Here is a 24,776-nt window from a genome sequence, read left to right on the forward strand (position 1 = left end):
TATAATAATGGGCTGAGCTAAAAAAGCCAGTGCTTACCGAAACTAGCGATCAGCTATTGAGCCCGCCATCGGCTGATTCGTGAGGTCTTTCCAGGCTAAATAGTGGCTGAGGTAAAGGTTGCCCGTCATTTCTTCAAGAAAATCACTCCGCTTAATACGGTCTAAAATAGGCCCTTTAACTTCAGAAAGGTGGAGCTGCATACCAGCATCTTTCAGGTGTTGATTAATATCGTAAAGGCTTTCGAGCGCACTCGCGTCAATATCATTAATGGCGCTGCACATCAAAATCAGATGCTTTGCCTTAGGATGAGAAGCCACCAACTCGTTGACTCGGTCTTCCAAAAAGCGAGCATTTGCAAAATACAGGCTGGCATCTACTCGAAATGAAACAATTTCGGGGTCTGTCATCACATCATGTCGATCAATATTCCTAAAGTGCTCGGTTGCAGGTACTCGCCCTAAAATGGCGACATGGGGATGGCTAGATCGATATAAATGCAACCCAATAGACAACATAACACCACTCACCAACCCCCACTCAACGCCATTCAGTAGCGTAAGAATCATCGTGATAAACAAGGCAGAAAAGTCTTGTCTGTTAAACGCCCAAGTACGTTTCATGGCGTTAAAATCAAACAACGATAACACCGCAAGTAATATTAAAGCCGCAAGAGTGACAACGGGTAAAGAATAAAGATACGGGGTTAAAAACAGACAACTAACAGCCATTCCAATAGCTGTAAACGCGCTAGTTGCCGGTGTTTTGGCTCCGGCATTAAAGCTAACCGCCGAGCGAGATAAACTCGCCGCAACCGGAAACGCTCCCGACAGGCCAGCGGATATATTAGCCACGCCTAAACTTAAGGCTTCTTGGTTAGGGTTAATTCGCTGACGTTGCTTGGCGGCAAATGCCTGTGCCGCAGATAATGAACTAACAAAACCAATAATGCTGATTAATAATGCAGAACTGGCCAGACTCTTCCAAGTTTTAAAATCCCAGTTTATCGGCTGCCAATTGGGTAGCGCTAAAGCGGGTAACCCTTGCGGAATATCACCTAAAAGCACCACACCGTTATGCTCAAGGTCAAACATCAGCACCACTGATATAGCCCCTAGCATCGCAAGTATCGGCGCAGTCCTACTTAAACTATCGGCGATAAAATAAGATGAAGTGAGCTTCAATACTAATGCCCTGATGATTTTAGGCGCACCATATAAAAAAGCGATGGAGCATAGACCTAGTAAGAACGTTTCAAAATGCGTTTGGTGAATATGCTGCGCCGTTGAAGTTATGACTTCAAAAAAACTGGATGTGTTAGTCGATATCCCCAATAAATTACCCACCTGACTTGAGGCAATCACAATAGCAGACGCAGAAATAAACCCCGTCACCACGGGAAAACTAATAAAGTTAGTTAAAAAACCTAACCGAAAAATGCCGAAGGCCAACAAAAAAGCGCCCGTCATAAATGCAAGGATGACTGCTCCGGCCACATATTCTGAGGTTAACGCCTCTGGAAACGTCGCCGCTAAAGCAGTGGCCGTCATAATAGACGTTATTGCAAATGGCCCAACAGAGAGAGGCCCACTTGACCCCAGTAACGCATACGCCACTAGAGGCAACAAGCTCGCATACAGCCCTAACTGAGGCGGTAACCCTGCCAGCATTGCGTAGGCTAACGACTGAGGAATAAGCATAATCGTAATCACCATGGCTGCAACACTATCTGCAACAAAAGTGGTTCGGTTATAGCTTTTTGCCCATTTAAGAAAAGGCACTCGTTTGCTGAGATTAATGCTACTCATAGCCTCACTCATTAAATCCCTTATCCTAATATTCAACGTTATCTAAACCGTTAGCATATACCACATTATTTATAATACATTATTTCGTCAGGGGTTAAGTGACGCCATTGCCCTAGCTCGATGTCCAAGTTAATTTCACCAATACTCTGCCGGTGTAACGACACCACACGATTACCTACTGCAGCAAACATACGCTTCACTTGATGAAACCGGCCTTCAGTGATGGTTAACAATACCTCTTTAGGTGAAATTACCTCTAATTCAGCAGGTAATGTCATCGACTTTTCACCCTGCAATTGAAGACCCAGCTGAAATAACAAAGCAGTGTCACTCGACACAGGGTCTCGTAAGCCGACCCGATACACTTTTTTGCATTGTTTCTTTGGTGTAATAATATTGTAAGACCAACGACCATCATCCGTGACCAAGACTAAGCCTGTTGTGTCAGTGTCTAGACGGCCAACAATATGCAGATCAAACGCTCGCTCTATATTGATAAGATGAAATAGAGATAAATACCCCTCATCTACATTTGAACAGATGGTATCAAGAGGCTTGTGAACCATAATATAACGTGAAGGCCGAGGGGTGAGTCGTTGACCTTCGAGCATAATGCAATTATTTTCATGCACCTGAGTCGCTTCATTAATAATTACTTCGCCATTAACCACCACCCTACCGTTGTTAATCAAGGCAATCGCATCAGGCCGAATGAGGTCAGTACTTTTACAAACAAATCTATCAAGACGCATGGAGAGGCAGCATTAATGTCTCTACATCATCAGGGCGATAAAGTAGAGACTATAATTAACAAAGATAGGAAGAGTAGAAATACTTAAAGCTCTACGTTGTGATAAACGTTTTGAACATCATCTACATCGTTCAGCATGTCCATAAACTTCTCAAACATTTCGACATCATCACCTTCAATTTTCATGGTGTTATGAGGTAAGAATTGAATTTCATCAACGTCAAAATCCACACCTTCAAACGCATCCATCAAAGCTTGTTTAGCTTTGAAGTAGTCGGTATGAGGCGCTATAACGGTAATCTTTCCATCTTCGTTTTCAATGTCGATCACATCCACATCGGCTTCCATTAATGCTTCAAGTGCTGTTTCTTCGTCTTCACTGGCAAAAACAAACAATGCACCATGGTCAAACATGTGAGCAACGCTGCCCTGAGTACCAATTTTGCATTTTGTTTTAGTGAAACACTGGCGCACATCGCCAAAAGTTCGGTTTGGGTTATCGGTTAGGCAGTCAATAATAACCATGCTGTTTCCAGGCCCGTAACCCTCATAACGTGCAGGCGAAAAGTCTTCTCCGCCACCGCCTGAGGCTTTGGTAATTGCTTTATCGATAACATGAGTAGGGACTTGATCTTTCTTTGCCCGCTCAATCAAACCACGTAATGCCAAGTTTCCGTCGGGATCAGTACCGCCCGCTTTTGCGCATACATATATTTCACGGCCATACTTACTATAAACCTTCGCTTTCGCATCTGAGGTTTTAGCCATTGATTCCTTACGGTTTTGATAGGCTCTGCCCATTAATCTGCTCCATAAATAATGTAGTTAGAGCGCTGTAAATCACGCTTAAGTCAAGATATGGTCCATATTAACACGTTTTTCTACCAAATCAGCAGACCGTACACGCAACAATTTTGATGACAAGGCACTCCCTTGCTGTATCGTGCTATAGTTTTATGATCATTTTTTATAAAAATAACCACCTCTTGTCAGCAAACGGGTTCTACTCCATGAAGGTAAACGCTAGTGCGCAGCTTTTAGTCAGCGTCTTGATACTATTGTGCTCAACAATCATCTGGGCGCAGGACGAAAAAACAACTGGACAGTTGGGCCTGCAAAACACACACGACATAAAGTATGTCAATCCTGCTCGTACCATCCCTATCGCCAACATACCCTCTTCAGACACACCCAACGGTTTAACCCAGTCGTCGTCCCCCGTCGTTAAACCTTCAGAGGCCCGTTACTGGCTAGCCAAGATAGATAAAAACATTAACGACTGGGGTAATAGTGAATCTCACAATGCCTACACACTCTACCTCGAGCTCAGTAATGCATTAGACAGCAACATCAATAGATACACACAACAAAGCTGGGACACTAAAAATACCACGCGTCCACAGCCAAGACGCTCCAATGCGCCTTATACGCCGGCCAATACGCAAAAAGATATTTACAACGTCATTGATATTCTCTATTCAGGCCGCCTTCGGGTATTAGAATACATGACAAAAAACTCAAAACGCGAAGCGATTGGCACCGGGCTTAATGGCGTCAATCAGCTTTATAGAGAGGTCGCCTTTCTTAAAGTCACGCTCCATTACCGAGTAGACGAACTGCCCACTTTTATCAAATCTCTCATCACTGAGCGTATGTCAGCGCCTATCCCCGCAATTGGACATTTGTTAAAGCTTATATTGATCATTATTGTGTTCAAGTACTGGCTTCGTTGGGCACCCGAAGGGCTTATTAGTTTACGCAAAAGCTTGATGAAAAAAACACCTAGAACCAAGCGCCAATTAAGGATAACCAAGCTAGTTTGGTATTTTGATCAGGTTAAAAGCCCCGTAGGATGGCTAGTATTCTTAAATATTATATTTAGCTTTGTAGATAGCCCTAGCCTGACCTTTTTTATTGAAGTCGCGAAGGTGTTCGTCAACTGGATTATGATTATTTGGATGGGTGTGCTACTGACGCTTGCCATAATTTCTCGAGCGTCTCGATCATTAAAAGAAGAGCGAGGGACGTTAATTCTTCGTTCATTAAGATATTTTGGTGTATGGGTTGTTTTTACAGGTTTAAGTTTACAGCTAATTTCCAATTATTTAGGCGAAGGTACACTCTACAGTTGGATGATTCTTTGCAACCAAATATTGTTCGTTGCATTGTTACTTAGCTTACTCAAGATATGGGACGCCACGATACAAGAAGAGTGCGAAGATGAATCGCAACAAAATTTTGTTACCCAAGCTGTGCAAGAAAAACATAAAGGTCTACTCGGCATTCTTTACAGTTTTATGGGGGCTGCTTATCTATTAAAAATAAACGCGAGTAAGCTATTTATAGACTGGATCGCAAACTTTAATACCGGCCAACAAATGCTTGAAAGCCTTTTGGGTTTAGAAATGGCAAAGGCTTATCAAAAACAAAAAGTCGATCCAGATGCCCAACCGCTGCCAGCAGAGCTTGAGCAGAAATTACTCGACTGCGGTAATACCATAATGGAACTGCAAGCAAGTTCTGCACTTAAGTCGATTCTTTCACGCGCAGAAAACGGACCAGGCGGTGCAATTATTGTTGTGGGTGAAACCGGTGTCGGTAAAACCACATTACTGCAACGGGCCACCAAGGCAATGGAAAAACGTTCCATTATGGTCTCGTGCCCAAAAGAAGGGTTTGATGCACTCATTCAAGAGCTTGCGCGAAAGCTTCATGTTGAATCTAAGGAACCTACCCGCCGCATCGTATACGAAGAACTCAGATTGAAGAACATTGAAGTATTAGTCATTGATAATTTGCACTGGTTAATTCGCCCTTGTGTCGGTAGCCAAGATAACCTCGATAAGTTAACCGAGATATTTACCCATGCACCCAATTTACTCTGTGTGATGTCACTCAACTCATCAACTTGGCAATACATTTTAAGGGCCAGAGCTGATCGAATATTTGACAAATCTGCTCTTAAAATACCTCTTTGGACCGTTGACCAAATTGCCACCTTGATCAAAAACTCCTGCGAGGCCGCAGAGATAACGCCGGACTTTTCAAATGTAGTGATCCCTCGACAGTATGACGACAATAATTTCGATGACCCTGCAGAAAGAGCGTTCTCAGGGTTTATACGCATTTTGCACGGCGCGGCAACCGGCAACCCACAAGTTGCGCTAGGTTTATGGGTTAAGTCGCTTTACCTAGATAAAAATGAAAAGGTCATCGCTCGCCTGCCTCGCTTACCCACATCTGATGCACTGGACAACGCGAGCCTCACACTACTGCTAGTCTTACGTGTTATTTGTCAATCTGAGATCATTACAATAGACGATATCGTTAAAAGCCTACAAATACACCGACAAGAAGTGGAAGGCGCTATTCAGCTCGCTATTTTTAATCGATGGATTGACGTTATTGACAATGATTATTACCAACTTAGCTGGTATTGGAGAAAGGTCATTATGAAAGTATTAGCCCGCCAAAACCTAATGCCTAGGAGTTATGGATAATATGATGATTCAAACCTCCCGTTTATTTAATTCGTGCACAGCCATGTTACGTCGGTTAACGATATGGTTGTTTTTGATACTCTGCGCCCCTATTAACGCCTTTGCCAATAAGTCATCAGAAGAAGCCGTCACTCAAAATGATCCAGTTTCAACAATGCTTGAAATGTTCCGATGGGAAGGCTTAGTCGCCTCTTTTTTTGTCATCTTAGCCAGTTGGATCATCCTGAGATTTGCCGACAGTCTTGTTGAGAAGTTAGGTAGTATTTTTGCAGACAAGCGCCTACTCATTCAAAAAATCAGTGCTTTTTTTCATTTTGCGGTCTACATCGCTACTATCGTCAGTGTGGTACTACTCAGTTTTAAGGTTAGCAAAGAGATTCTAGTGATCTTGAGTGGTACCGGTGCTGTAGCCTTAGGATTTGCACTAAAAGACCTTACAGCCTCTTTAATGTCGGGCATCATGATTATGTTTGATCGTCCGTTTCAAGTCGGTGACCGCATTAATTTTGGTGACCAGTATGGTGATGTTATTGCCATTGGCCTTCGTTCTGTGAAGCTACAAACCCTTGACGACAGCACAGTGACGATCCCCAATAATATGTTCTTAGCTCAGGTCACATCTTGCGGAAACTATGGTGTGGTTGATATGCAAGTGATGGTCGATTTTCATATAGGCATCGATCAAGATGTCGTTAAAGCGCGAGAGATCATCCAAGAGGTCGCCGCTAACACACGTTTCATTTACCTACCAAAGCCTATCAAAGTCATCGTTTCGCAAGTGGTTATCGACAGCTGTGTAGCGCTCCGTTTAAGGCTCAAAGCCTACGTGTTAGATACTAAATATGAAAAAGACTTTGAAACAGATATCACACTGCATGTTATGAAGTTGTTTGCCGAAAGCGGAATACAACCCCCAGCAGTGTTACATAGAGAAATTAAAAAAGCCGTCGTGGTTGAAGAGCAGCCAGAAAGCGCCGCGTAAAGCCAAGGACTGGATACTTGGTGAAGGCCTGACTGTTAAACCCAAGGTGTTGCCTAAGATATCTGGCAGGCCTCATCTTGGCTGAGCGCTCGACTACCGCCAGGCTTTAACTCAGGGTCTAATAACAGCTGACCAATACGCTCTCTGTGCAAGGCTAATACAGGGTTTCGAAACCGACCAAACATTCTTTTAATCTGGTGGTATCGTCCTTCTACAAGGCTCACCTCAGCTACATATTCACTGACGATCTTCAGTTTTGCCGGCTGCGTCGTAATATCTTCGTAACCAAAATACATACCGTCTGCAAAAGCCGATATATATTCGTCTGTTAAGGGTTTTTCGAGCGTCACACGATAGACCTTAGTCACTTTGTTTTTAGGGTCCATTAGTCGCCTAGACCATCGACTATCATTCGTTAACAGGAGTAAGCCTGACGAATTGAGGTCAAGTCTTCCGACGATATGAAGCCCTGAGCGATCGTCCCCATCGAGCAAGTCGATCACTGTTTGATGCTGCTCGTCTTTAGTGGCACTTACCACCCCCACGGGTTTATTCATCATGACATATCGGGGGGTATTGTCTTGTAGTATTTGATTATCGAACCTGACATGAGAAAACGCATCGATCACGTGCTGAGAGTCTTGAGCGACCACACCATCAATAGTAATACGCTTTTGAGCCAACATCAGCTTTACATCACGACGACTAACCCCCGCTTGAAGACTCATAAACCGGTCGATACGCATACGCTTAGACGACCTTTCAGCTGTCAAACGGCTTTCCTCGAAGCGCTTTAGTCTTACCCCGTTGGGTTTTACTATCCATTCGTCGCGTTTGGGAACCTTTGGTTGGTTTAGTCGGGCGTCTGGTTTTTTGCACTATGCCTGCCTCTTTTACCAACATTTGCAATCGTTCGAGTGCATCTTCTCGGTTTTTCTCCTGAGTACGATATTGCTGAGCTTTGATAATGATGACACCCTCTTTACTAATACGCCGGTCTTTTAATTCTAATAATCGTTGTTTGTAGAATTCAGGCAAAGAAGAGTCTTTTATGTTGAACCGCAGATGAATAGCTGAAGACACCTTATTAACGTTCTGGCCACCGGCACCCTGCGCTCTAATAGCAGAAATTTCTATTTCATCATCAGCTATCAATATGTTCTGAGTAATTTCTAGCACCATAGCGGCCCACACAATTCGGTTTTCATATACACTCTAAAAGTATCATTGAGTTTGTAGCCTATATCATACCAGTACGATAAATTATTTTTACCTTAATTAGATTATCTGATAGGTTTCATCAGTATGAGTTTTTAATAACACGTCATTAATCGCTAGGATTATATAAAACAGCCTATGTTGCTTGCCGATAAATCATCCACTCCACCTCTTCTACGTGGAAAGCGCGCCATTGTCATTGATGACTTAGGCGCTTCGGTTGCCATCGGACGTAATATGCTGATGTCTCTTGGGGCAAAGCAAGTTGATACCGCGCATGATTACCAATCTGCCTTTATTCTTTTAGCACGTAAAAAGTATGACATTGTGCTCTGTGACTTCAACCTTGGTACAGGCCTAAACGGCCAACAGTTGCTCCGAGACTTACGGCATATCGGCCGTCTTAGTTACACAACATTGTTTATTGTTGTCTCGGCTGAACGCACCAAAAATATTGTGTTAGGTACAATAGAATGTGAACCAGATGGCTACATAGCCAAGCCATTTACCCAAGGTGACTTCATTCAGAGGCTTACTCGCTTGGTCGAGCGACAGGATGCATTCTTAGCGTTTAATCAAGCCTTAGATAACAAACTATATGCCGAAGCATTTGCTGAGGCAGACAAAGTAAGAGCAAGCCAACCTAAATACAACAACTTAGCTTTACGCAAAAAAGCCGGTACACTTTACGAGCTCAAACAATTTGAAGGCGCACTAGAACAGTTTGATAAAGCGCTAGAAAAACGCCCTGTCACTTGGGCACAAATCGGGCGGGCTCGGTGTATCGCAGAACTTGGCAATACGGCACAAGCAATCGAAGAGTTTGAAAACGTTATTAAAAATAACGGTTTAGCCGTACCCGCTATCGATAGTTTAGCTACCTGCCAATTACGCGAAGGCCGAAAAAAGGAAGCTCAAGCAACTGTTTTAAAAGCCATTTCACTTTCACCTATGAGCATAGAAAGACAGCGTTGGTTAGGTGAGTTAAGTATGGATATCGGCGAAATTGAGACAGCAGTAAAAGCCAACCGATCAGTTATTCAGCTTGCCCAAGGCACACTAAAAGAATCTGTTAAACAGTATCAAACGTTCTCGCGTTCGCTACGAAAAGCTATCGAAGAAGAAACCGACAGCAAGGTCATCAATGAACGAATTCGTGACGGTCGAAGGGTTATTAAAGAAGGTCAAAAGAAATTTGAAGATGACGAATCTTTAAAAATAAACGACACACTCTATAGAGCGCTAGACAAATTTAAACAAGGCGATAATGAAGAAACGATCGCCATTGTAGATGCAGCTGTAGCCCGTCATAAAGAGTTACTAGCAGAGCAGCCGACATTAATCATAGATATCGCCGAAACAAAATTACTCGCCGGAGACCGCCCTAGCGCAGAAGCAATGCTTCGTAAGCTTATGGTTGACCATAAAGATAATAGACATCTAGTCGATCAAGCACAGTCTATTTTAGATATTCCACTTTCTCATCATCAAAGAGTCTTGATTACAGAAAGAAACCGCCAAGGAAAGCACCATTACGACACAGGCGATTACGAACACGCACTCTCATCATTCCGTGAAGCGTTAAGTCTGTATCCCCAACACCCATCTATAAACTTAAATGCTATTCAAGCAACCCTAAAATTAATAGAATCGGGGAAACGCAGCGAGAAGGCACTTACAGAAGCAATGGGATATCTAAACGCTATTGTACCGTTAGAAGATGACCACCCTGAGTACAGCCGCAAAGAAGCGTTTGAAAAATATCTGAAAAAAAGAACAAAGGCATAAACCTCCCGCCCTACCCAATATAATTTGGATACCCATTGTTAACAATGTCTTATCTATCGCTATTTATATCAGCCTTTGTTGCCGCCACACTACTTCCATTCTATTCAGAGGTTATTTTAGGCGTGATGCTCGTGAATGGAGCTAACCCTTTATGGCTTTGGCTCAGTGCGACCTGTGGCAACACATTAGGCTCTTGGGTTAACTGGTTGCTCGGCCGATACTTACTCCACTTTCAACATAAAAAATGGTTTCCTTTCAAACCAGAGAGTTTAAATAAAGCTCAGAACAGCTTTAAGAAGTACGGCCTATGGAGCCTTCTTTTTGCTTGGTTACCGATAATTGGTGACCCAATTACATTTGTGGCCGGCATTATGAAGGTACGCGTACTCCCCTTTTTGGTACTGGTATTTATCGGTAAAGGCGCACGCTACGGCATCGTCATCGCACTAGCCAGCCAAGTCAATTAACGCTTTTGCCTTGTAATACAGCGCGCGGCAACTAACCTGATATCAAACGGATTTTTCAAATAACCTCTATAAACACTCAATGCCATGAATAGTTCACAAGATCATCACACTACACTTGCAACAGCCGTAGCGGTGCTAAAGCAAACCATACAGAGTTACGGTTTAGATTTTGACGCTATATCACTAAAAGCAGGCATACAACCTTCCGATGTTTATGATCCTGGCAACCGAATACCGGTAACAAAAATTCAAAAGATATGGAAAATAGCAGCTGAAGAAACGCAAGACGATGCATTTGGCCTCGCCTATGCCTCTTATTTTCAGCCCGCGGTTTTACATGGTTTAGGGCTTGCTTGGCTAACAAGCTCTACATTAAAAGACAGTCTTAACCGTTTGGTTCGTTATCAGCGAGTACTTTCAACGGTGACGCGCTTTTCATTAGAGGAGAACAAAAATAGCTACTGCATCGTGCTTGACCATGAACAGCTAGACAGAGACCTCGAAGACATTACTGCCGATGCGGTTATCTGCAGTTTTTACAAAATGTGTAAAATCAGTATGGGGCCTTTAATCGTTCCAAAATCAGTATCGATGAAACGTCCTCAACCGTCTTGCCAAGATCGCCTTAATGCTTTCTTTGGTATTGAGATAGCGTTCAACTCAGCTCGTAACTGTATTGTGTTTGACCGACAATTTATGGAAACCATTCAGCCGGCCGCTAATGCCAACCTAGCAAGAATGAATGACCAAATTGTGATTGATTACTTAAAAAAGCTAAACAAAGAAGATATTGAGATTCAAGTTCAATCGACGCTAATAGAGCAGTTACCAAGCGGCGTACCTAGCCAAAAAGAAACCGCGTCAGCGCTTAATATGAGTATCAGAAACTTGCAAAGACGCTTGCACGAAAAAGGCTCTAGCTTCAAAAAACTTCTTAACCGAACACGTGAAGAGCTCGCCGTTAACTACCTCAAAGAGTCAGAGAAGCCCATTATTGAAATTGGTTTTCTACTGGGGTACGTTGATGCATCAAACTTTGCGAGAGCATTCCGCCGCTGGCAGGGTGTTTCACCTCAGCAATATCGTCGCGACCAACACCAAAAGGTGTGTGGCATTAACTGAATGGTGATTGGCGCATAGTGACCCGCACGCGTTGACTTCTCTTTGTAAGATAGCAACCTATCAAAAGAGGAGTTTTAGAATGAATGCACAAACATCTCACTATCAGACAACGATCGACAAACCTATTAGTTTTGTAGGCATTGGTGTTCACTCCGCTGAAGTCGCTATCCTAACGCTAAAACCTAGTAACGATACTCGCGGCATTGTGTTCAAACGCATGGACGTCCCCCTTGAAAAAAGAGATATATTAGCTCGGCAATATAATGTCAGTAATACAATTCTATCAACCACGTTGACGAATGAATTTGGCACCTCTATTTCTACGGTAGAGCATTTAATGGCTGCACTTTACGGCTGCGGTATCGATAATGTAATTGTTGAAATAGACGGCCCAGAAATTCCAATACTAGATGGTAGCGCAAGAGATTTTGTTATCAATATCGAGCAAGCGGGTGTACGCATACTCGAAAAAGAACGGTCTGTGCTATGGGTTCAACGTAGAGTTGAGGTATCTAATGGCGATAAAAGAGCCGTATTACTACCGAGTTTAACTCAGTCATTTTCAGTTAGTTTAGACTTCCAAGGGACGTTAATTGGAGAGCAGTATTATCGCTACGACACCAGCAGCTCAAATTTCAAAGACCAGATAGCCAACGCAAGAACATTTGGTTTTTCACATCAGGTTGACGCGTTAAAAGCAGCCGGTTATATCAAAGGCGGGTTGTTGAGCAACGCTATTCTGGTTAATAAAAACGTTATCGTTAACCAAGAGCCACTCCGTTATAAAACCGAGTTTGCCCGCCACAAAGTTCTGGACGCCATAGGTGACCTCGCGCTTTCTGGCTACCCTATTATTGCGGATTATCACTCACATAAAGGGGGGCATGAGTTAAACCATAAGTTGGTTTCAAAGTTAATGTCTGATCAAAGAAATTGGCGATTGATGACCTATACGGAGTACACCGATCTAGTAGGCCCAAGATCTACTAATGAGAACAAACTCACGGACGCAGTATCTACAGATCGCGGCAAGGAAAAAGTCTTAAGCCAAGTCCTTTAAAGCGACGTTAGGCTTCCTCTTGCTGAAGTAGCCGTTTTAACTTTTCAACGCCGTCTAACTGCGTAATGTCGTCACCCAATAGCTGTTCTAGTGCCGAGACGTCACAACAGTGATTAAACCCGATTGACTGCAATTGGGTTGCGGCTGACTCAGCAATGGTATGTGGAATCCACTTAATTAGCCCTGGTAACCAAACAGGTAAAGGGAGGGTTTTGACCCTATTATTAATGCCTTTTACAGACCTAATTTCAGAGAACATTTGCTGAAATGATACCGGCCTTTTGTAGGCCACATTGAGCGCACAGCGGATAGGTTGCTCTGTTATTGAGTCATGATTGTCAGCCGTTACATCTTGCTTTTCAACGGCTATTTTTCTGCTTAATTTAACCACGACCTGAGCATAGTCTTCAACCGTAATCACTGAATACTGTTGATCACCGTTCCCTACTCTAACTCCCAGCCGTGATAGTAATATCAAGCCTTTCATCAATAACGAATCGGAAGGACCTAAAATAAATCGAGGTCTGAGACAAAATGCCCACTTATCATCTCTAGACATGGTCTCAATAATAAGTTGCTCGGCTTGTGCTCTCGATCGCTCCAACGCTGTTTCTGGCTGAACAAGCTCTGACTCCACAACCCCTACATTAGAGCGACTACCTTGAATTGACAGCGTGCTGCCATAGATGACACCCAACGTATTGCCGTTACATCCTTGCAGAAGATTATGAGTGCCCAATACGTTGGTTTCATAAAAGCCTGTTTTAAGAAAATCGACTTGTTTGATTCCAAAGTGAATAAGCAGATGCGGCTCTTCAAAAAACAGATTACCGGGGAGGTCAGGTAGGTTTCCTTCAATCACCTCAACAAAATCACGGGGCGGAAAGACCTTATCTTTTTTTACCAACGCTCTAACCGCCACAGTGCCCGCAGGCAGCAGCGCAAGTTGGTCAAGAATAGCCTGACCTACATAACCCGTTGCACCGGTTAAAACCACTCTTAGCATTATTGATTCTCAAACCGTTTTAGATAAGGTTTTAGTATATCTCGCCCATTAAACTCAGCCCCCAAAACCGATATAAAGGTATAAACGCCGACTAGTTTGCGGTTTAAAAACACAAACTCTTTCGGTGGGATTTTAAAGTAGCGACTTATCGCCGACATCGCGGCCCGCTTTGCAATACGCGTAGGCAGATCACTTTGCTGCCAGCGATACTCTCCTTGATCATTTAGTGCATAATCGGGCACTTCTATGTCACGCTCAGCCAAAGGCTCGAGTACAGCCATACATACGCCACCAAACTCTTCGAGCACTTTCTCTGGCCAATCATCATGCATGAAATGGAGTTTAATTCCGCCCGCTATAACGCGCTTTAAATCTCGGGTATAGGAGGCGTAGATCATGTCGCATACAGGGTCGATAAATGCGTCTGGGTATTTTTGTACTGCACCAAAATCAAGCAAGACAATTCTATCGTCTGCATGCTCGTCGTCTGCAAGCCTAATTCTATAATTGCCGAAATTAGGGTCTGTTTGTATTTCTTTCCAGATAAACAACTCTTTTAAAAATAACTCTAACGCGCCCACCGCTAGTTTATTTCGCCGCGCTTGGGGTAACGTCAACACTTGCTCATTCGATACTGTCAAACCAGGCTCATAAGACGTCGCCATAACATGCGGCGTTGAGTATTCAAGCAGTATTTCGGGTACGATGAAACGATCATCGTCTTGCAACATCTCTCCAAATCGTCGGGTTGTTTCTGCTTCGAGCGTATAGTCGACTTCTCGATGCATCATCGCTCTTACTTCTTCTAACCACTCGTCAAAATCACGAGTAAACGACACGAGCTTTGCTAACTTTAGAAGCTGCGCGACGGCATTCAAGTCAGAATCAACGGCATCCGCCACACCCGGATATTGAATCTTCAGACAGATTTCTTTACCGTCTGACTTACGCCTAGCGCGATGTACCTGGCCCAATGATGCGGCCCCGATAGACTGCTGCTGAATCACTAATTCATCTAATGTTTTATCGCCTAGTTCAAGGCGCAGAACCTTTTCTATCGCAGGCCACTCAAGCGCTGTGGTTTGGTCTTCAAGTGTATGTAATGCTTCTGTGACTTCAGTCGGTAAGAAATGCTCGCCATAAAGCGCCATTACTTGGCCTATTTTGACCACGCTACCTTTTAGTTTGCCAAGCTCTTTCACTAAGAATTCGGCCTGTTTAGAGAGCATGTCTTTGCGCCGTTCTAACCGTTTATCTTTACTGGTAAACACATTAGCTGCCACATGGCCTGCCATTCGAGTGCTGGCAAATAGCCCTGCTTTAGTAAGGCTTAATCGTCGCTCAAAACTACCCGTTTTTATACGAGTAACGGTTCCGTTTTTTTTATCGTCTGCCATTGTTAACTAACTTCAGCTATGTCCATTTTATAAGTGAATAAAGACTACGGTTAGCTCACTTTTTCGCCATGAGCCTGCTTATCTGCATGGTAAGACGAGCGCACCATTGGCCCACTGGCGACATGTTTAAAGCCCATCGCCCGCGCTTTATCTGCCAACGCATCAAATTCTGCAGGTGTTACGAACCGCTCTAGTTTTAAATGATCTCGACTCGGCTGCAAATATTGGCCTAGTGTCAACATATCAACATCATGACGACGAAGATCTTCCATCACCTGCTCAACTTCGGCGATTTCTTCACCGATACCCAGCATTAAACCGGACTTAGTTAGTACGTGTGGAGCCCGCGCTTTATACTCTTTTAGTAGTTTTAATGACCACTCATAATCTGAGCCTGGTCGAACCTTACGATACAAGCTCGGCACGGTTTCAAGGTTGTGATTGAATACATCAGGAGGCGTCTGCTCCATGATATCGAGCGCAACGTCCATTCGCCCTCTAAAATCGGGTACCAATACTTCTATTTCAATATTAGGGCTTAATACGCGCGTTTCTCTAATGCAGTCGACAAAGTGGCCCGCACCGCCATCTCTTAAATCATCGCGATCAACAGAGGTAATCACAACGTAACGCAGCCCCATATCCGCAATTGCTTCTGCTAGTTGTGTTGGTTCGTTTTGGTCAAGCGGCTTTGGCCGACCATGAGCAACATCACAAAAAGGGCAGCGACGGGTGCAAATGTCGCCCATAATCATAAATGTGGCGGTACCACCACCAAAACACTCACCCAAATTTGGGCAAGACGCTTCTTCGCATACCGTGTGTAATTTATGCTTTCTGAGTTTTTTCTTAATTTCGTCAATTCGAGGGGTCGCCGGAACACGTACACGTATCCAATCTGGCTTACGAGGCATTTTATCAGTCGCGATAACTTTCACCGGTATGCGGGCAACCTTCTCTGCCCCGCGTAACTTTACACCGGTCTCTACGCGCCTACTTTTTGCGGCTTCAGCTTTTTCTGTGCTCGTGCTATTTTCCGACTCTTTCATTGTTCAACTCATTCCGCTCGTTCTTAAAATTCAGGTAGCTGATGGCTATGATTCACTGATTCATACCCAAATGCCGTCGCTAGTTTCGACTGTAATATGCCGGCCACATGATCAATCAACGCTTGACCTTGCAATGAAGAAGGCTGCACCTCATCTATCGCATCTCGTTTACTTAACGCACTTAGCTGCACTATTTCCATCCCCTGATACCCACAAGGGTTTATACGAGAAAAAGGCTCTAAGTCCATATCAATATTGATACTTAAGCCGTGAAAGGAGCGCCCTTTTCTAATTCTCAACCCTAACGAGGCTATTTTCGCCTCGCCAACGTAAACGCCTGGCGCATCTGGCCGTGCCGCTGCCTTAACGCCATACAGCAACAGCGTGTCGACAATCGCTTGCTCAATTAATGAGACTAACGCACGCGCCCCCATATTACGCCGTTTAATATCCACCATAATATAGGCGATGAGTTGGCCTGGACCATGATAAGTTACCTGCCCGCCTCTATCGACTTGTACAACGGGAATATCACCGGGATAAAGAACATGCTCTGCTTTACCCGCCTGCCCTTGCGTAAAGACTGGGGGGTGCTGTAACAGCCAAATTTCATCATTCGTTTCGTCGTTACGGTCATCGGTAAACGACTTCATGGCCTCCCATACGGGTGTATAATTAACAACACCGAGAGACCGCACAATCAATGATTGCTTTGCGTTAGGCTGAGGCGGCTGATCTAGTGCGTCAGAAGACATTCAAGTTATCCTAAATAACCATCGTCACACGACCACTCGCTTTTAAATCTTCAAAAAGATTTTCAAGTTGGTCCTTACCCGTTGCTATGATCCAGAGCCTAACGGATACAAATTTTCCGTTACGACTAGCATTAATGTCTACTCGCTCAAGATCTATCCCTGGGGCATGCACTGAAATGGTTTCAATTACAAACTCTTGAAAGTCAGGCGCGGCTTTACCAATGACTTTTATTGGATAATCACAAGGAAACTCTATTTTAGGGGCTTCAGGCTGACTCATATTACTGCACCTATCTTAAATAAATCGTGAGCGGTTAAGGCTCACATAACTATAACTTATATGGTGAACACACATCTAACAGACTCGCACTCGCTTTATCGAGTAAATATACGCTTTTTATTCGTTTGATAGTGTTCAGCCATCACTTTCCATAACATACCTGGCTTTCCATCTCCGACAACGCGTCCATTCAGCGCTATCACTGGAACAACCTCGCGAGTGGAGCTACTCACCCATATTTCATCGGCGTCTTCAAGAAACTCAACCGTCATCGCTATTTCTTGAAACGGCATCTGGTGCTCCAATGCGAGCCCAATAATTATATCACGAGTAATACCACCCAGATTCTGGGCATCATTTACTGGGGTATAGATTGTACCATTTTTAACGGCAAAGACATTCGCTGAGGTGCACTCTGTAATGAAATTATCACGCACCAAAATAGTTTCTTGCGCTCCTGCATCTGCAGCCTGCTGTTTTAGCAGTATATTTGGGAGTAATGATATTGCCTTAATATCACATCGGCTCCAGCGTATATCTGGGGCGGTAATGGCACTTATCCCTTTCGCTTTGGTGGCATCAGCCGCTAGAGGCGATGCGATTGGGCTCACCATAGCAAAGATGGTCGGTTTAATCTCTGGCGGAAATGCATGATTACGGGTTTCATAGGCGCCCCGTGTAATCTGAAGATATACAGACAGGTCTCCGCCTCCGTTTTTGGCCACTAAATCATTCAGTAGTGACGCCCATTCTTCAATGGTTTGGCTTAGCGGGATACGTATTTCAGCAAGACTTCTTTGTAAGCGTGATAAATGCTCCTCTATACCAAATGAGATACCATTGTAATAGGGGATAACTTCGTAAACACCATCAGCAAAGAGGAAACCTCGATCAAGCGGGGAAATTCGAGCCTCTTCCAACGGCAAAAAAGTACCATTCAAAAACGCAATGCTCATTATCTCATTCCTTAAGGGAGGGCCCCCTTAAACAAAAAGAGAGACCCGAAGGTCTCTCTTTTAGCTAATCAAGTAAGACGACTCTCGAGGTTACGAGAACAAACCAATAAAGAACAGCTTTATTAAGTCCCATATCCGCTTAAAGAACCCACCCTCTTCAATCGGCTGTAACGCAATCAGCGGTTCATTGACAACTATTTCGCCATTTAGTGTCACCTTGACACGTCCAAATTCCTGCCCTGTGCTGACCGGTGCTTTTATGACGCTATCAACATCTAGCACAGCCTCAAGATTACCCTTTTGGCCGCGAGGAATTGTGACCACCACATCTTTCGCAACCCCTAGATTTAGCACATCACTTTGACCACCCCAAACCTTACTATCAAGCAGCACTTGCCCGGTTTCATAAAGGTCATGGGTTTCATAGTAACGAAAGCCGTAATTTAACAACTTCTGAGTTTCTCTTGCTCTAGCTTCTTCGCTGGTGGTACCCATTACCACACTAATCAATCTCATATCATCACGTTTAGCTGAAGCCACTAAACAATAACCCGCTGCATCAGTATGCCCTGTCTTCAGACCATCAACAGATTTGTCTCGCCATAACAGACGATTACGGTTAGGCTGACGAATATTGTTATAGGTGAAATATTTTTCAGAGTAGAGGCTATATTGCTCTGGAAAGTCCTGAATAATAGCCCGCGCCAAACGTGCTAAATCATATGCTGAAGAATAATGTTCATCAGACGGTAAGCCTGTTGCGTTAACAAAGTGGCTGCCCGACATACCGAGTATCTGAGCATGCTGATTCATCACGTCTGCGAATGCGCCTTCGCTGCCAGCAATATGCTCAGCAACGGCAACGCTCGCATCGTTACCCGACTGTATAACGATACCTTTTAAAATATCACTTAGGGGGACATGCGTTCCCTCTTTAATAAACATTTTAGAACCACCTGTACGCCAAGCTTTGACACTTACCAGAACCTCATCGTCTGGGGTGACATTGCCTTGAGCCATTTCATACTCAACAATATAGGCGGTCATCATCTTTGTGAGACTGGCAGGCGGCAACTGCTCTTTAGCATTCTCTTCAACAATTATCTCGCCGCTATTAGCATCCATAAGGATGTATGATTTAGCCGCAATTTGAGGTGGAGCGGGGATTAGCGCAGGCTGTGCCATAGAATATCCGCTAATAGACGCAAGCGCGGAGAACACAAAAAGTAAAGGCCAGAGCAAGTGTGGAACTTTCCGGGATAACATAGAGAAGACTCAATTAATTTAGTTTGATAAAAGATTTGCCCCTCATCCTGAGAGACGTATATAACTCGTGTGAAATATTACCTTATCCTAATGCAGGATTCACCCCGTTCTAGCGATTACTCATTACTAAGAGTTAATGGGGCGGGTAATAATCATCGGTGCTCCTACATTTGACGCAGTTAATTGCTTTAGCAACTGCTCTGCTTGTTTCAAGTCATAAAACGGGCCTAATCTAACTCGGTGAAAAACCTTGGTTGCATCCGCAGCCGTTTTAACGTTTGAAGCACTTACTGTTGAAGAAACCGCATAAGCGCTACCTTTTGTTTCAGCATCAACACGCTGTTTCATCTGCAAAGCCGCTGACTCTGTAGAAAACGCACCGACTTGCACATAGTAACCATAACCGGCTCCTAGTGGTTTTGCTTGTGTCGCCGAACCGGCTAATACAGGCGCTAAGTCTTGGCTAGGCTGTTTAGGGTTCGACACAGGAGAAGCCGCTAACGGGACTGATGGCGGTGTTTCCTGTTGAGCTGAAGGGTACTGTGGAACAGTAATCGCTTCGACCTCTACATTGGCAATACCGCTACTGTAATAGCCTAACTTCTTTGCTGCTGCGTAAGACAAATCAATAATTCGGCCTTCGTGAAATGGACCTCGATCGTTTATCCGAACAATTACACTTCGGCCATTATCTAAATTAGTAACCTTGGCATAAGTCGGTAACGGTAGTGATTTGTGCGCAGCTGACATTTCATACATATTGTATATTTCGCCATTGGAGGTTTTATGTCCATGGAACTTTGCACCATACCAAGATGCCCCACCCCGCTCACGATAGCCTTCAGCTGTTGGCAGTACGTGATAAGTCTTACCCCATACTTTATAGGAAGACATATTGCCGCCACGACTTTTAGGCTCATAAACAGGAATAGGATCTGGCAATTCGCTAACATCAATCTCGGCATCAGGCGCCGCATCAGTATCCATACTGTAACGGGAAGGCGTTGAACAACCGACAATAGCGGCAATCAGCAAGATCAGCCCAATCTTTTTAAAGCCACCATAAACGGTCTGTTTAGATTCAATCAAAACCACGCCTTTCCTCGCATTCATCGATGCTGCTTATTAATAAGAAATTTAGAACTATTTATTTGCAGACCGAAACTGACTACTTCAACGCTTCTGACAGTTGGTACACCGCCATCGCGTATAGGTGACTATGGTTATATCGGGTAATCACATAAAAGTTATCTAACCCAACCCAGTACTCAGTGCCATTTTTACCTTCTAACTGAAGCAGCTTTCCTTTTGCCTTAGGGTCAAAACCATCTTCTGAGCTAATACCCCATTCAGCCATTTCTTCTAGCGTATATTTAAGCTTTAAAGACTTGTAAAGGGCTTGTTCATATTCATCCCCTGCAACCTTCACCTGCCCTGCTATGGGTTGACCTTCGACCCACTTATGTTTTTTAAAATAGTTTGCCACACTTCCAATCGCATCTACGGGATTATTTAGAATATCTGCCACGCCATCGCCGTCAAAATCTACTGCGAAGTTACGATAACTGCTAGGTATAAATTGTCCGTACCCCATAGCGCCCGCATAAGACCCTTTAAGCTCTAAAGGGTCAAATTTTTGCTCACGAGACAACAAAAGCATCTGTTCTAATTCACTTTTGAAGAACGTGCTTCTAGGCGGATAATCAAACGCAAGCGTTGAAAGCGCATCGATCACTCGATAACTACCACGGTTTTTACCATAGCGAGTTTCAACACCAATAATGGCTGTAATAATTGACTGTGGAACACCGTATTCTTTTTCTGCTCGGGCAAGCGTGTCTGCGTACTTGGCCATAAACGCCTTACCGCGAGTGATTCGATCTTCAGTTATAAAAATTTTGCGATAGCCTTTCCATTCCAGCCTTTTTTCAGCAGGTCTGGCAATCGCATCCAGAATGCTCTGTTTCTTCTCAGCCTGTACAAATAGTGCTTCTATTTCTTGTTGATTAAAACCGTGCTTTTCAACCATTTCGAGCACAAAAGGTTTCACAGACTCATGTTCAAGGTAATTTGCATTTGCCAAGTTGACGATGCCTGCAGATACAGCCAACCCTATTACGGCTGGTTTCCAGGTATTCTGAAACAGGCGAGCTAAATATTTACTCAAGGTATCAATTCCTTTTTGTTATTTTACCAATTTACGCCGATAGCCAACGTCTGTTGACACACCGGATACTTGTATCAAACATCTATCTAAATAAAGTACGCTATTTGCCCAACATTTTTTTATGGGTATGAATAGACATCAAAACGCCAAAAGCAGCCATTAACGTAACAATAGATGTTCCCCCATAGCTTACCAAGGGCAACGGGACACCTACAACTGGTAATAGCCCACTTACCATACCGATATTCACGAACACATAAACAAAAAATGTCAACGTTAAACTACCTGCTAGCATACGACCAAAAGAGTCCTGAGCATTTACGGCAATATACAACCCTCTAGCGACAATCATTACATACAGAGAGATAAGCAGTGCAACACCGATAAACCCAAACTCTTCGGCCAATACCGCGATAATAAAGTCAGTATGGCTTTCAGGCAGGAAGTCCAATTGAGACTGCGTACCTTCTAACCAGCCTTTTCCCGTCATCCCCCCTGAACCAATCGCAGTCTTTGACTGAATAATATTCCAACCTGCGCCCAGTGGATCTTTTTCAGGATCAATTAACGTTAGAACCCGCTGTTTCTGATAATCCCTCATCACAAACATCCACATAACAGGCACAAGCGCCGCAACAGACGCAATAAACCCACCCACCAGTTTTCCACTAATCCCTGCTAACAGCAATACAAATATACCCGATGCAGCAATCAATAATGAGGTGCCAAGATCAGGCTGTTTGATAATCATCACCACCGGCATAAAAATAAGCACTAATGAGCCCAATACATGCTTAAAACGAGGCGGTAAATACCGTTCAGACAAATACCAAGCAACCATCATCGGCACAGCCAGTTTCATAAACTCTGAAGGCTGAAAGCGCGGTAATCCAGGCAATTGTAACCATCGTTGCGCCCCCTTTGCCCCTGTCCCCATCACTAAAACAGCCGCCAACGCAATTAACCCCACCACAAATAGCCAAGGTGCCCAACGCCGATATACGCTAGGGTCTAATTGTGCAAACACAAACATCACCACAAAAGCGAGAACAAAACGCATAGCTTGTTTTTTTACATGCACCATACTCTCACCGCTACCGCTATATAAGACAAATAAGCCCAAGATAGATAGCGTCAATATCAGCACAAGAAGTATCGGGTCTATGTGCAACCTAAACAATATGCTTCTGCGGTTTCTGAGGTGGTAATCCCCTCCGGGGAGTTGACGAAGGAATTCTTGACTAGCCATGGTTATGCCTACGCTCCACCGAGACCGACACGGGGTCTACGTTATTATGACTAGGAAATGTTTCATACTTGATACGACTGGATGTTTCTTTTTCTTGCTCGGCTTTAGGTAAGTCCAATATCCAAGCATCAAATATTTTACGTGCGACGGGCGCCGCAGTACTGCTTCCTCCACCACCATTTTCGACAATGATAGCCAAAGCAATTTCAGGGGCTTCATAAGGTGCAAAACCAACAAAAAGAGCATGATCTCGATGCCGCTCAGCTAATGCTTCTGCGTCGTAGAGCTCCCCTTGTTTTATACCGACCACTTGAGCCGTACCTGTTTTACCTGCCATTTTATATGCCGAGTTACGACCGGTCGCTCTAGCGGTCCCTTTTTTACCATGCATAACCGATTTCATCGAGCCTAAAATATAATCCCAGTCTTCTGGGTTGTTTAAAATTACATCAGGCGGATCGGTTTCGTGCATACGCGGTATTTCAACGGACTCATCCTGACTAATGCCTTCTGATATTTTCTGAGCAAGGTGCGGTCTATGCCAGCGCCCTCGATTGGCCAATACAGCCGTTGCTGTCGCTAACTGTAGCGGTGTAGCTAGCATAAACCCTTGTCCAATCCCCATATTCAAAGAATCACCAGGAAACCAAGGTAAACCTTTAGTGCCTCTTTTCCATGCCCTACTGGGTAAAATGCCTTTTCGATCTTCATTGATATCAATCGCTGTTCGGCTACCAATACCAAATTTATCTAAATAAAGTGACATTCGATCTACGCCCAACTTAAACGCCATACTATAAAAAAACGTATCGCAAGACTGGACAATAGAATCATAAAGGTCGACAACGCCATGCCCGTACCTTTTCCAGTCACGGTAAAAACGCTCATCATTCTTTAGCTGATACCAACCCGGATCTTGAATTTTGGTTTGCCTACTAACCACGGCAGTATCTAAACCCGCCAAACCAATAATTGGTTTTATAGTTGAACCAGGCGGATACTGACCTTTAAGCGCCCGGTTAAAAAGTGGTATATCAAGGGAGTCACGCAACGCTGCGTAGGATTTATGGTCAATACCTGTTACAAACAAATTAGGATCAAAGCTAGGCGTACTCACCAACGCAAGAATGTCGCCTGTAGCAGGTTCTATAGCAACAACAGCGCCACGGTAGTCGCCCATTGCCTCAGCCACAACTTGCTGTAAGCGGAGGTCTATACTGAGTGTAATATCTCGACCTGGCAAAGGGGGCACTTGGTCGAGTACTCTTAATACTCGGCCCCGAGCATTCGTTTCAACTGTTTGACGCCCCACTTTACCGTGCAGAACGTTTTCATAAAACTTTTCGATGCCCAACTTACCAATATAGTTAGTCGCCGAATAATTGGTCGCATCAACATTTTTGAGTTCTTTAATATTAATGCGCCCGACATAGCCCAGCATATGGGCCATGAGCTCGCCATAAGGATAGTTTCGAACCAACTCTGCCTCAACTTCAACGCCTGGTAAAAGGTGGCGTTGAACAGCAAGCCTAGCAATTTCGCTTTCGGTTAATTTTGACTTTAGCGGAACAGGATCATAAGGCTTACGGCGGTTCTTCAAACGTCTATCGAAGTTTTTTATCTGATCATCTGAAAGCTCAATGATGTTCCCGATTTTTGCAATTGTTTGCTCAAGGTCGTCTACACGCTCCTTAACAATCGAGACACTAAAGACCGGCTGGTTATCTGCTAACAAAATACCATTTCGGTCATAAATCAGCCCTCTGGTCGGCGCTACAGACTGGAGCTGCATTCTATTTTTGTCAGATAACGTGGTGTAATGGTCATAATCAACCACTTGAAGATAGTAAACTCGAGACACCAGTACTGCAGCCAGTAATATAATAAACAACATGGCCAGAACCGCACGAAAGGTAAAAATCCTTTTTTCTCTAATCGGATCTTTGATCATCCTTGT

Annotated in this window: 22 protein-coding genes; 6 read left to right on the forward strand and 16 right to left on the reverse strand. The window is 44.0% G+C overall.

Annotated features, from left to right (window positions below; genetic code table 11):
* Positions 1 to 42: 42 nt before the first annotated feature.
* The 3 genes from NKI27_RS15770 to NKI27_RS15780 all read right to left on the reverse strand — a co-directional run bounded on the left by NKI27_RS15770 (position 43) and on the right by NKI27_RS15780 (position 3,358).
* Positions 43 to 1,806: a SulP family inorganic anion transporter gene (locus tag NKI27_RS15770; RefSeq protein WP_265046993.1), complete on the reverse strand. Its 1,764-nt coding sequence runs from the start codon at positions 1,804 to 1,806 to the stop codon at positions 43 to 45.
* A gap of 65 nt (positions 1,807 to 1,871) precedes the next feature.
* Positions 1,872 to 2,558, reverse strand: a complete 687-nt coding sequence (locus NKI27_RS15775) for a pseudouridine synthase (protein WP_265046994.1) — start codon at positions 2,556 to 2,558, stop codon at positions 1,872 to 1,874.
* Between the two features lie 83 nt (positions 2,559 to 2,641).
* On the reverse strand, positions 2,642 to 3,358 hold the full coding sequence (locus tag NKI27_RS15780; protein ID WP_265046995.1) for a YebC/PmpR family DNA-binding transcriptional regulator: 717 nt from the start codon (positions 3,356 to 3,358) through the stop codon (positions 2,642 to 2,644).
* Positions 3,359 to 3,567: 209 nt separating this feature from the next.
* Here NKI27_RS15780 and NKI27_RS15785 point away from each other — a divergent pair, with 209 nt between their 5' ends.
* Positions 3,568 to 6,057 carry an AAA family ATPase gene (locus NKI27_RS15785; RefSeq protein ID WP_265046996.1) on the forward strand — a complete coding sequence of 830 codons (2,490 nt, stop codon included), beginning with the start codon at positions 3,568 to 3,570 and terminating at the stop codon, positions 6,055 to 6,057.
* A gap of 1 nt (position 6,058) precedes the next feature.
* Positions 6,059 to 7,039: a mechanosensitive ion channel family protein gene (locus NKI27_RS15790; RefSeq protein ID WP_265046997.1), complete on the forward strand. Its 981-nt coding sequence runs from the start codon at positions 6,059 to 6,061 to the stop codon at positions 7,037 to 7,039.
* A 53-nt stretch (positions 7,040 to 7,092) separates the two neighbouring features.
* On the opposite strand, the gene NKI27_RS15795 is transcribed toward NKI27_RS15790, so the two are convergent.
* Positions 7,093 to 7,785, reverse strand: a complete 693-nt coding sequence (locus NKI27_RS15795; protein WP_265049539.1) for a pseudouridine synthase — start codon at positions 7,783 to 7,785, stop codon at positions 7,093 to 7,095.
* 16 nt (positions 7,786 to 7,801) lie between these two features.
* Entirely contained in the window at positions 7,802 to 8,218 is a 417-nt protein-coding gene (gene arfB, locus NKI27_RS15800) for an alternative ribosome rescue aminoacyl-tRNA hydrolase ArfB (RefSeq protein WP_265049540.1), read from the reverse strand.
* Between the two features lie 177 nt (positions 8,219 to 8,395).
* On the opposite strand from arfB, the gene NKI27_RS15805 reads away from it, so the two are divergent.
* The 4 genes from NKI27_RS15805 to lpxC all read left to right on the forward strand — a co-directional run bounded on the left by NKI27_RS15805 (position 8,396) and on the right by lpxC (position 12,694).
* A complete protein-coding gene (locus tag NKI27_RS15805; protein WP_265046998.1) occupies positions 8,396 to 10,045 on the forward strand; it encodes a tetratricopeptide repeat protein in 1,650 nt (549 codons plus the stop codon).
* 44 nt (positions 10,046 to 10,089) lie between these two features.
* Positions 10,090 to 10,512, forward strand: a complete 423-nt coding sequence (locus NKI27_RS15810) for a YqaA family protein (protein WP_265049541.1) — start codon at positions 10,090 to 10,092, stop codon at positions 10,510 to 10,512.
* Between the two features lie 84 nt (positions 10,513 to 10,596).
* Positions 10,597 to 11,634: an AraC family transcriptional regulator gene (locus NKI27_RS15815; protein ID WP_265046999.1), complete on the forward strand. Its 1,038-nt coding sequence runs from the start codon at positions 10,597 to 10,599 to the stop codon at positions 11,632 to 11,634.
* 79 nt (positions 11,635 to 11,713) lie between these two features.
* Positions 11,714 to 12,694, forward strand: a complete 981-nt coding sequence (gene lpxC, locus NKI27_RS15820) for a UDP-3-O-acyl-N-acetylglucosamine deacetylase (protein WP_265047000.1) — start codon at positions 11,714 to 11,716, stop codon at positions 12,692 to 12,694.
* Between the two features lie 7 nt (positions 12,695 to 12,701).
* Here the strand turns inward: lpxC and NKI27_RS15825 are convergent, their stop codons facing one another.
* The 11 genes from NKI27_RS15825 to mrdA form a co-directional block, all read right to left on the reverse strand.
* Entirely contained in the window at positions 12,702 to 13,700 is a 999-nt protein-coding gene (locus NKI27_RS15825) for an NAD-dependent epimerase/dehydratase family protein (protein ID WP_265047001.1), read from the reverse strand.
* Positions 13,700 to 15,097 carry an ABC1 kinase family protein gene (locus tag NKI27_RS15830; RefSeq protein ID WP_265047002.1) on the reverse strand — a complete coding sequence of 466 codons (1,398 nt, stop codon included), beginning with the start codon at positions 15,095 to 15,097 and terminating at the stop codon, positions 13,700 to 13,702. Before NKI27_RS15830 ends, NKI27_RS15825 begins: the two co-directional genes overlap by 1 nt.
* 50 nt (positions 15,098 to 15,147) lie before the next feature.
* Complete coding sequence (gene lipA / locus NKI27_RS15835; RefSeq protein ID WP_265047003.1) at positions 15,148 to 16,146, reverse strand: lipoyl synthase; 999 nt, start codon at positions 16,144 to 16,146, stop codon at positions 15,148 to 15,150.
* Positions 16,147 to 16,169: 23 nt separating this feature from the next.
* On the reverse strand, positions 16,170 to 16,901 hold the full coding sequence (gene lipB / locus NKI27_RS15840) for a lipoyl(octanoyl) transferase LipB (RefSeq protein WP_265047004.1): 732 nt from the start codon (positions 16,899 to 16,901) through the stop codon (positions 16,170 to 16,172).
* 10 nt (positions 16,902 to 16,911) lie between these two features.
* A complete protein-coding gene (locus NKI27_RS15845) occupies positions 16,912 to 17,181 on the reverse strand; it encodes an HP0495 family protein (protein WP_265047005.1) in 270 nt (89 codons plus the stop codon).
* Between the two features lie 95 nt (positions 17,182 to 17,276).
* Complete coding sequence (gene dat / locus NKI27_RS15850) at positions 17,277 to 18,137, reverse strand: D-amino-acid transaminase (protein ID WP_265047006.1); 861 nt, start codon at positions 18,135 to 18,137, stop codon at positions 17,277 to 17,279.
* Between the two features lie 90 nt (positions 18,138 to 18,227).
* Positions 18,228 to 19,322: a D-alanyl-D-alanine carboxypeptidase family protein gene (locus NKI27_RS15855; RefSeq protein WP_265047007.1), complete on the reverse strand. Its 1,095-nt coding sequence runs from the start codon at positions 19,320 to 19,322 to the stop codon at positions 18,228 to 18,230.
* 207 nt (positions 19,323 to 19,529) lie between these two features.
* On the reverse strand, positions 19,530 to 20,516 hold the full coding sequence (locus NKI27_RS15860; protein ID WP_265047008.1) for a septal ring lytic transglycosylase RlpA family protein: 987 nt from the start codon (positions 20,514 to 20,516) through the stop codon (positions 19,530 to 19,532).
* 55 nt (positions 20,517 to 20,571) lie between these two features.
* Positions 20,572 to 21,570, reverse strand: coding sequence for a lytic murein transglycosylase B (gene mltB, locus NKI27_RS15865; RefSeq protein WP_265047009.1), 999 nt, complete (start codon positions 21,568 to 21,570; stop codon positions 20,572 to 20,574).
* A gap of 100 nt (positions 21,571 to 21,670) precedes the next feature.
* Positions 21,671 to 22,819 carry a rod shape-determining protein RodA gene (gene rodA, locus NKI27_RS15870; RefSeq protein WP_265047010.1) on the reverse strand — a complete coding sequence of 383 codons (1,149 nt, stop codon included), beginning with the start codon at positions 22,817 to 22,819 and terminating at the stop codon, positions 21,671 to 21,673.
* Positions 22,812 to 24,770 carry a penicillin-binding protein 2 gene (gene mrdA, locus NKI27_RS15875; protein ID WP_265049542.1) on the reverse strand — a complete coding sequence of 653 codons (1,959 nt, stop codon included), beginning with the start codon at positions 24,768 to 24,770 and terminating at the stop codon, positions 22,812 to 22,814. The genes rodA and mrdA overlap by 8 nt, the downstream gene beginning before the upstream one ends.
* Positions 24,771 to 24,776: the final 6 nt, after the last annotated feature.

Source organism: Alkalimarinus alittae (assembly GCF_026016465.1).
Taxonomy (GTDB): domain Bacteria; phylum Pseudomonadota; class Gammaproteobacteria; order Pseudomonadales; family Oleiphilaceae; genus Alkalimarinus; species Alkalimarinus alittae.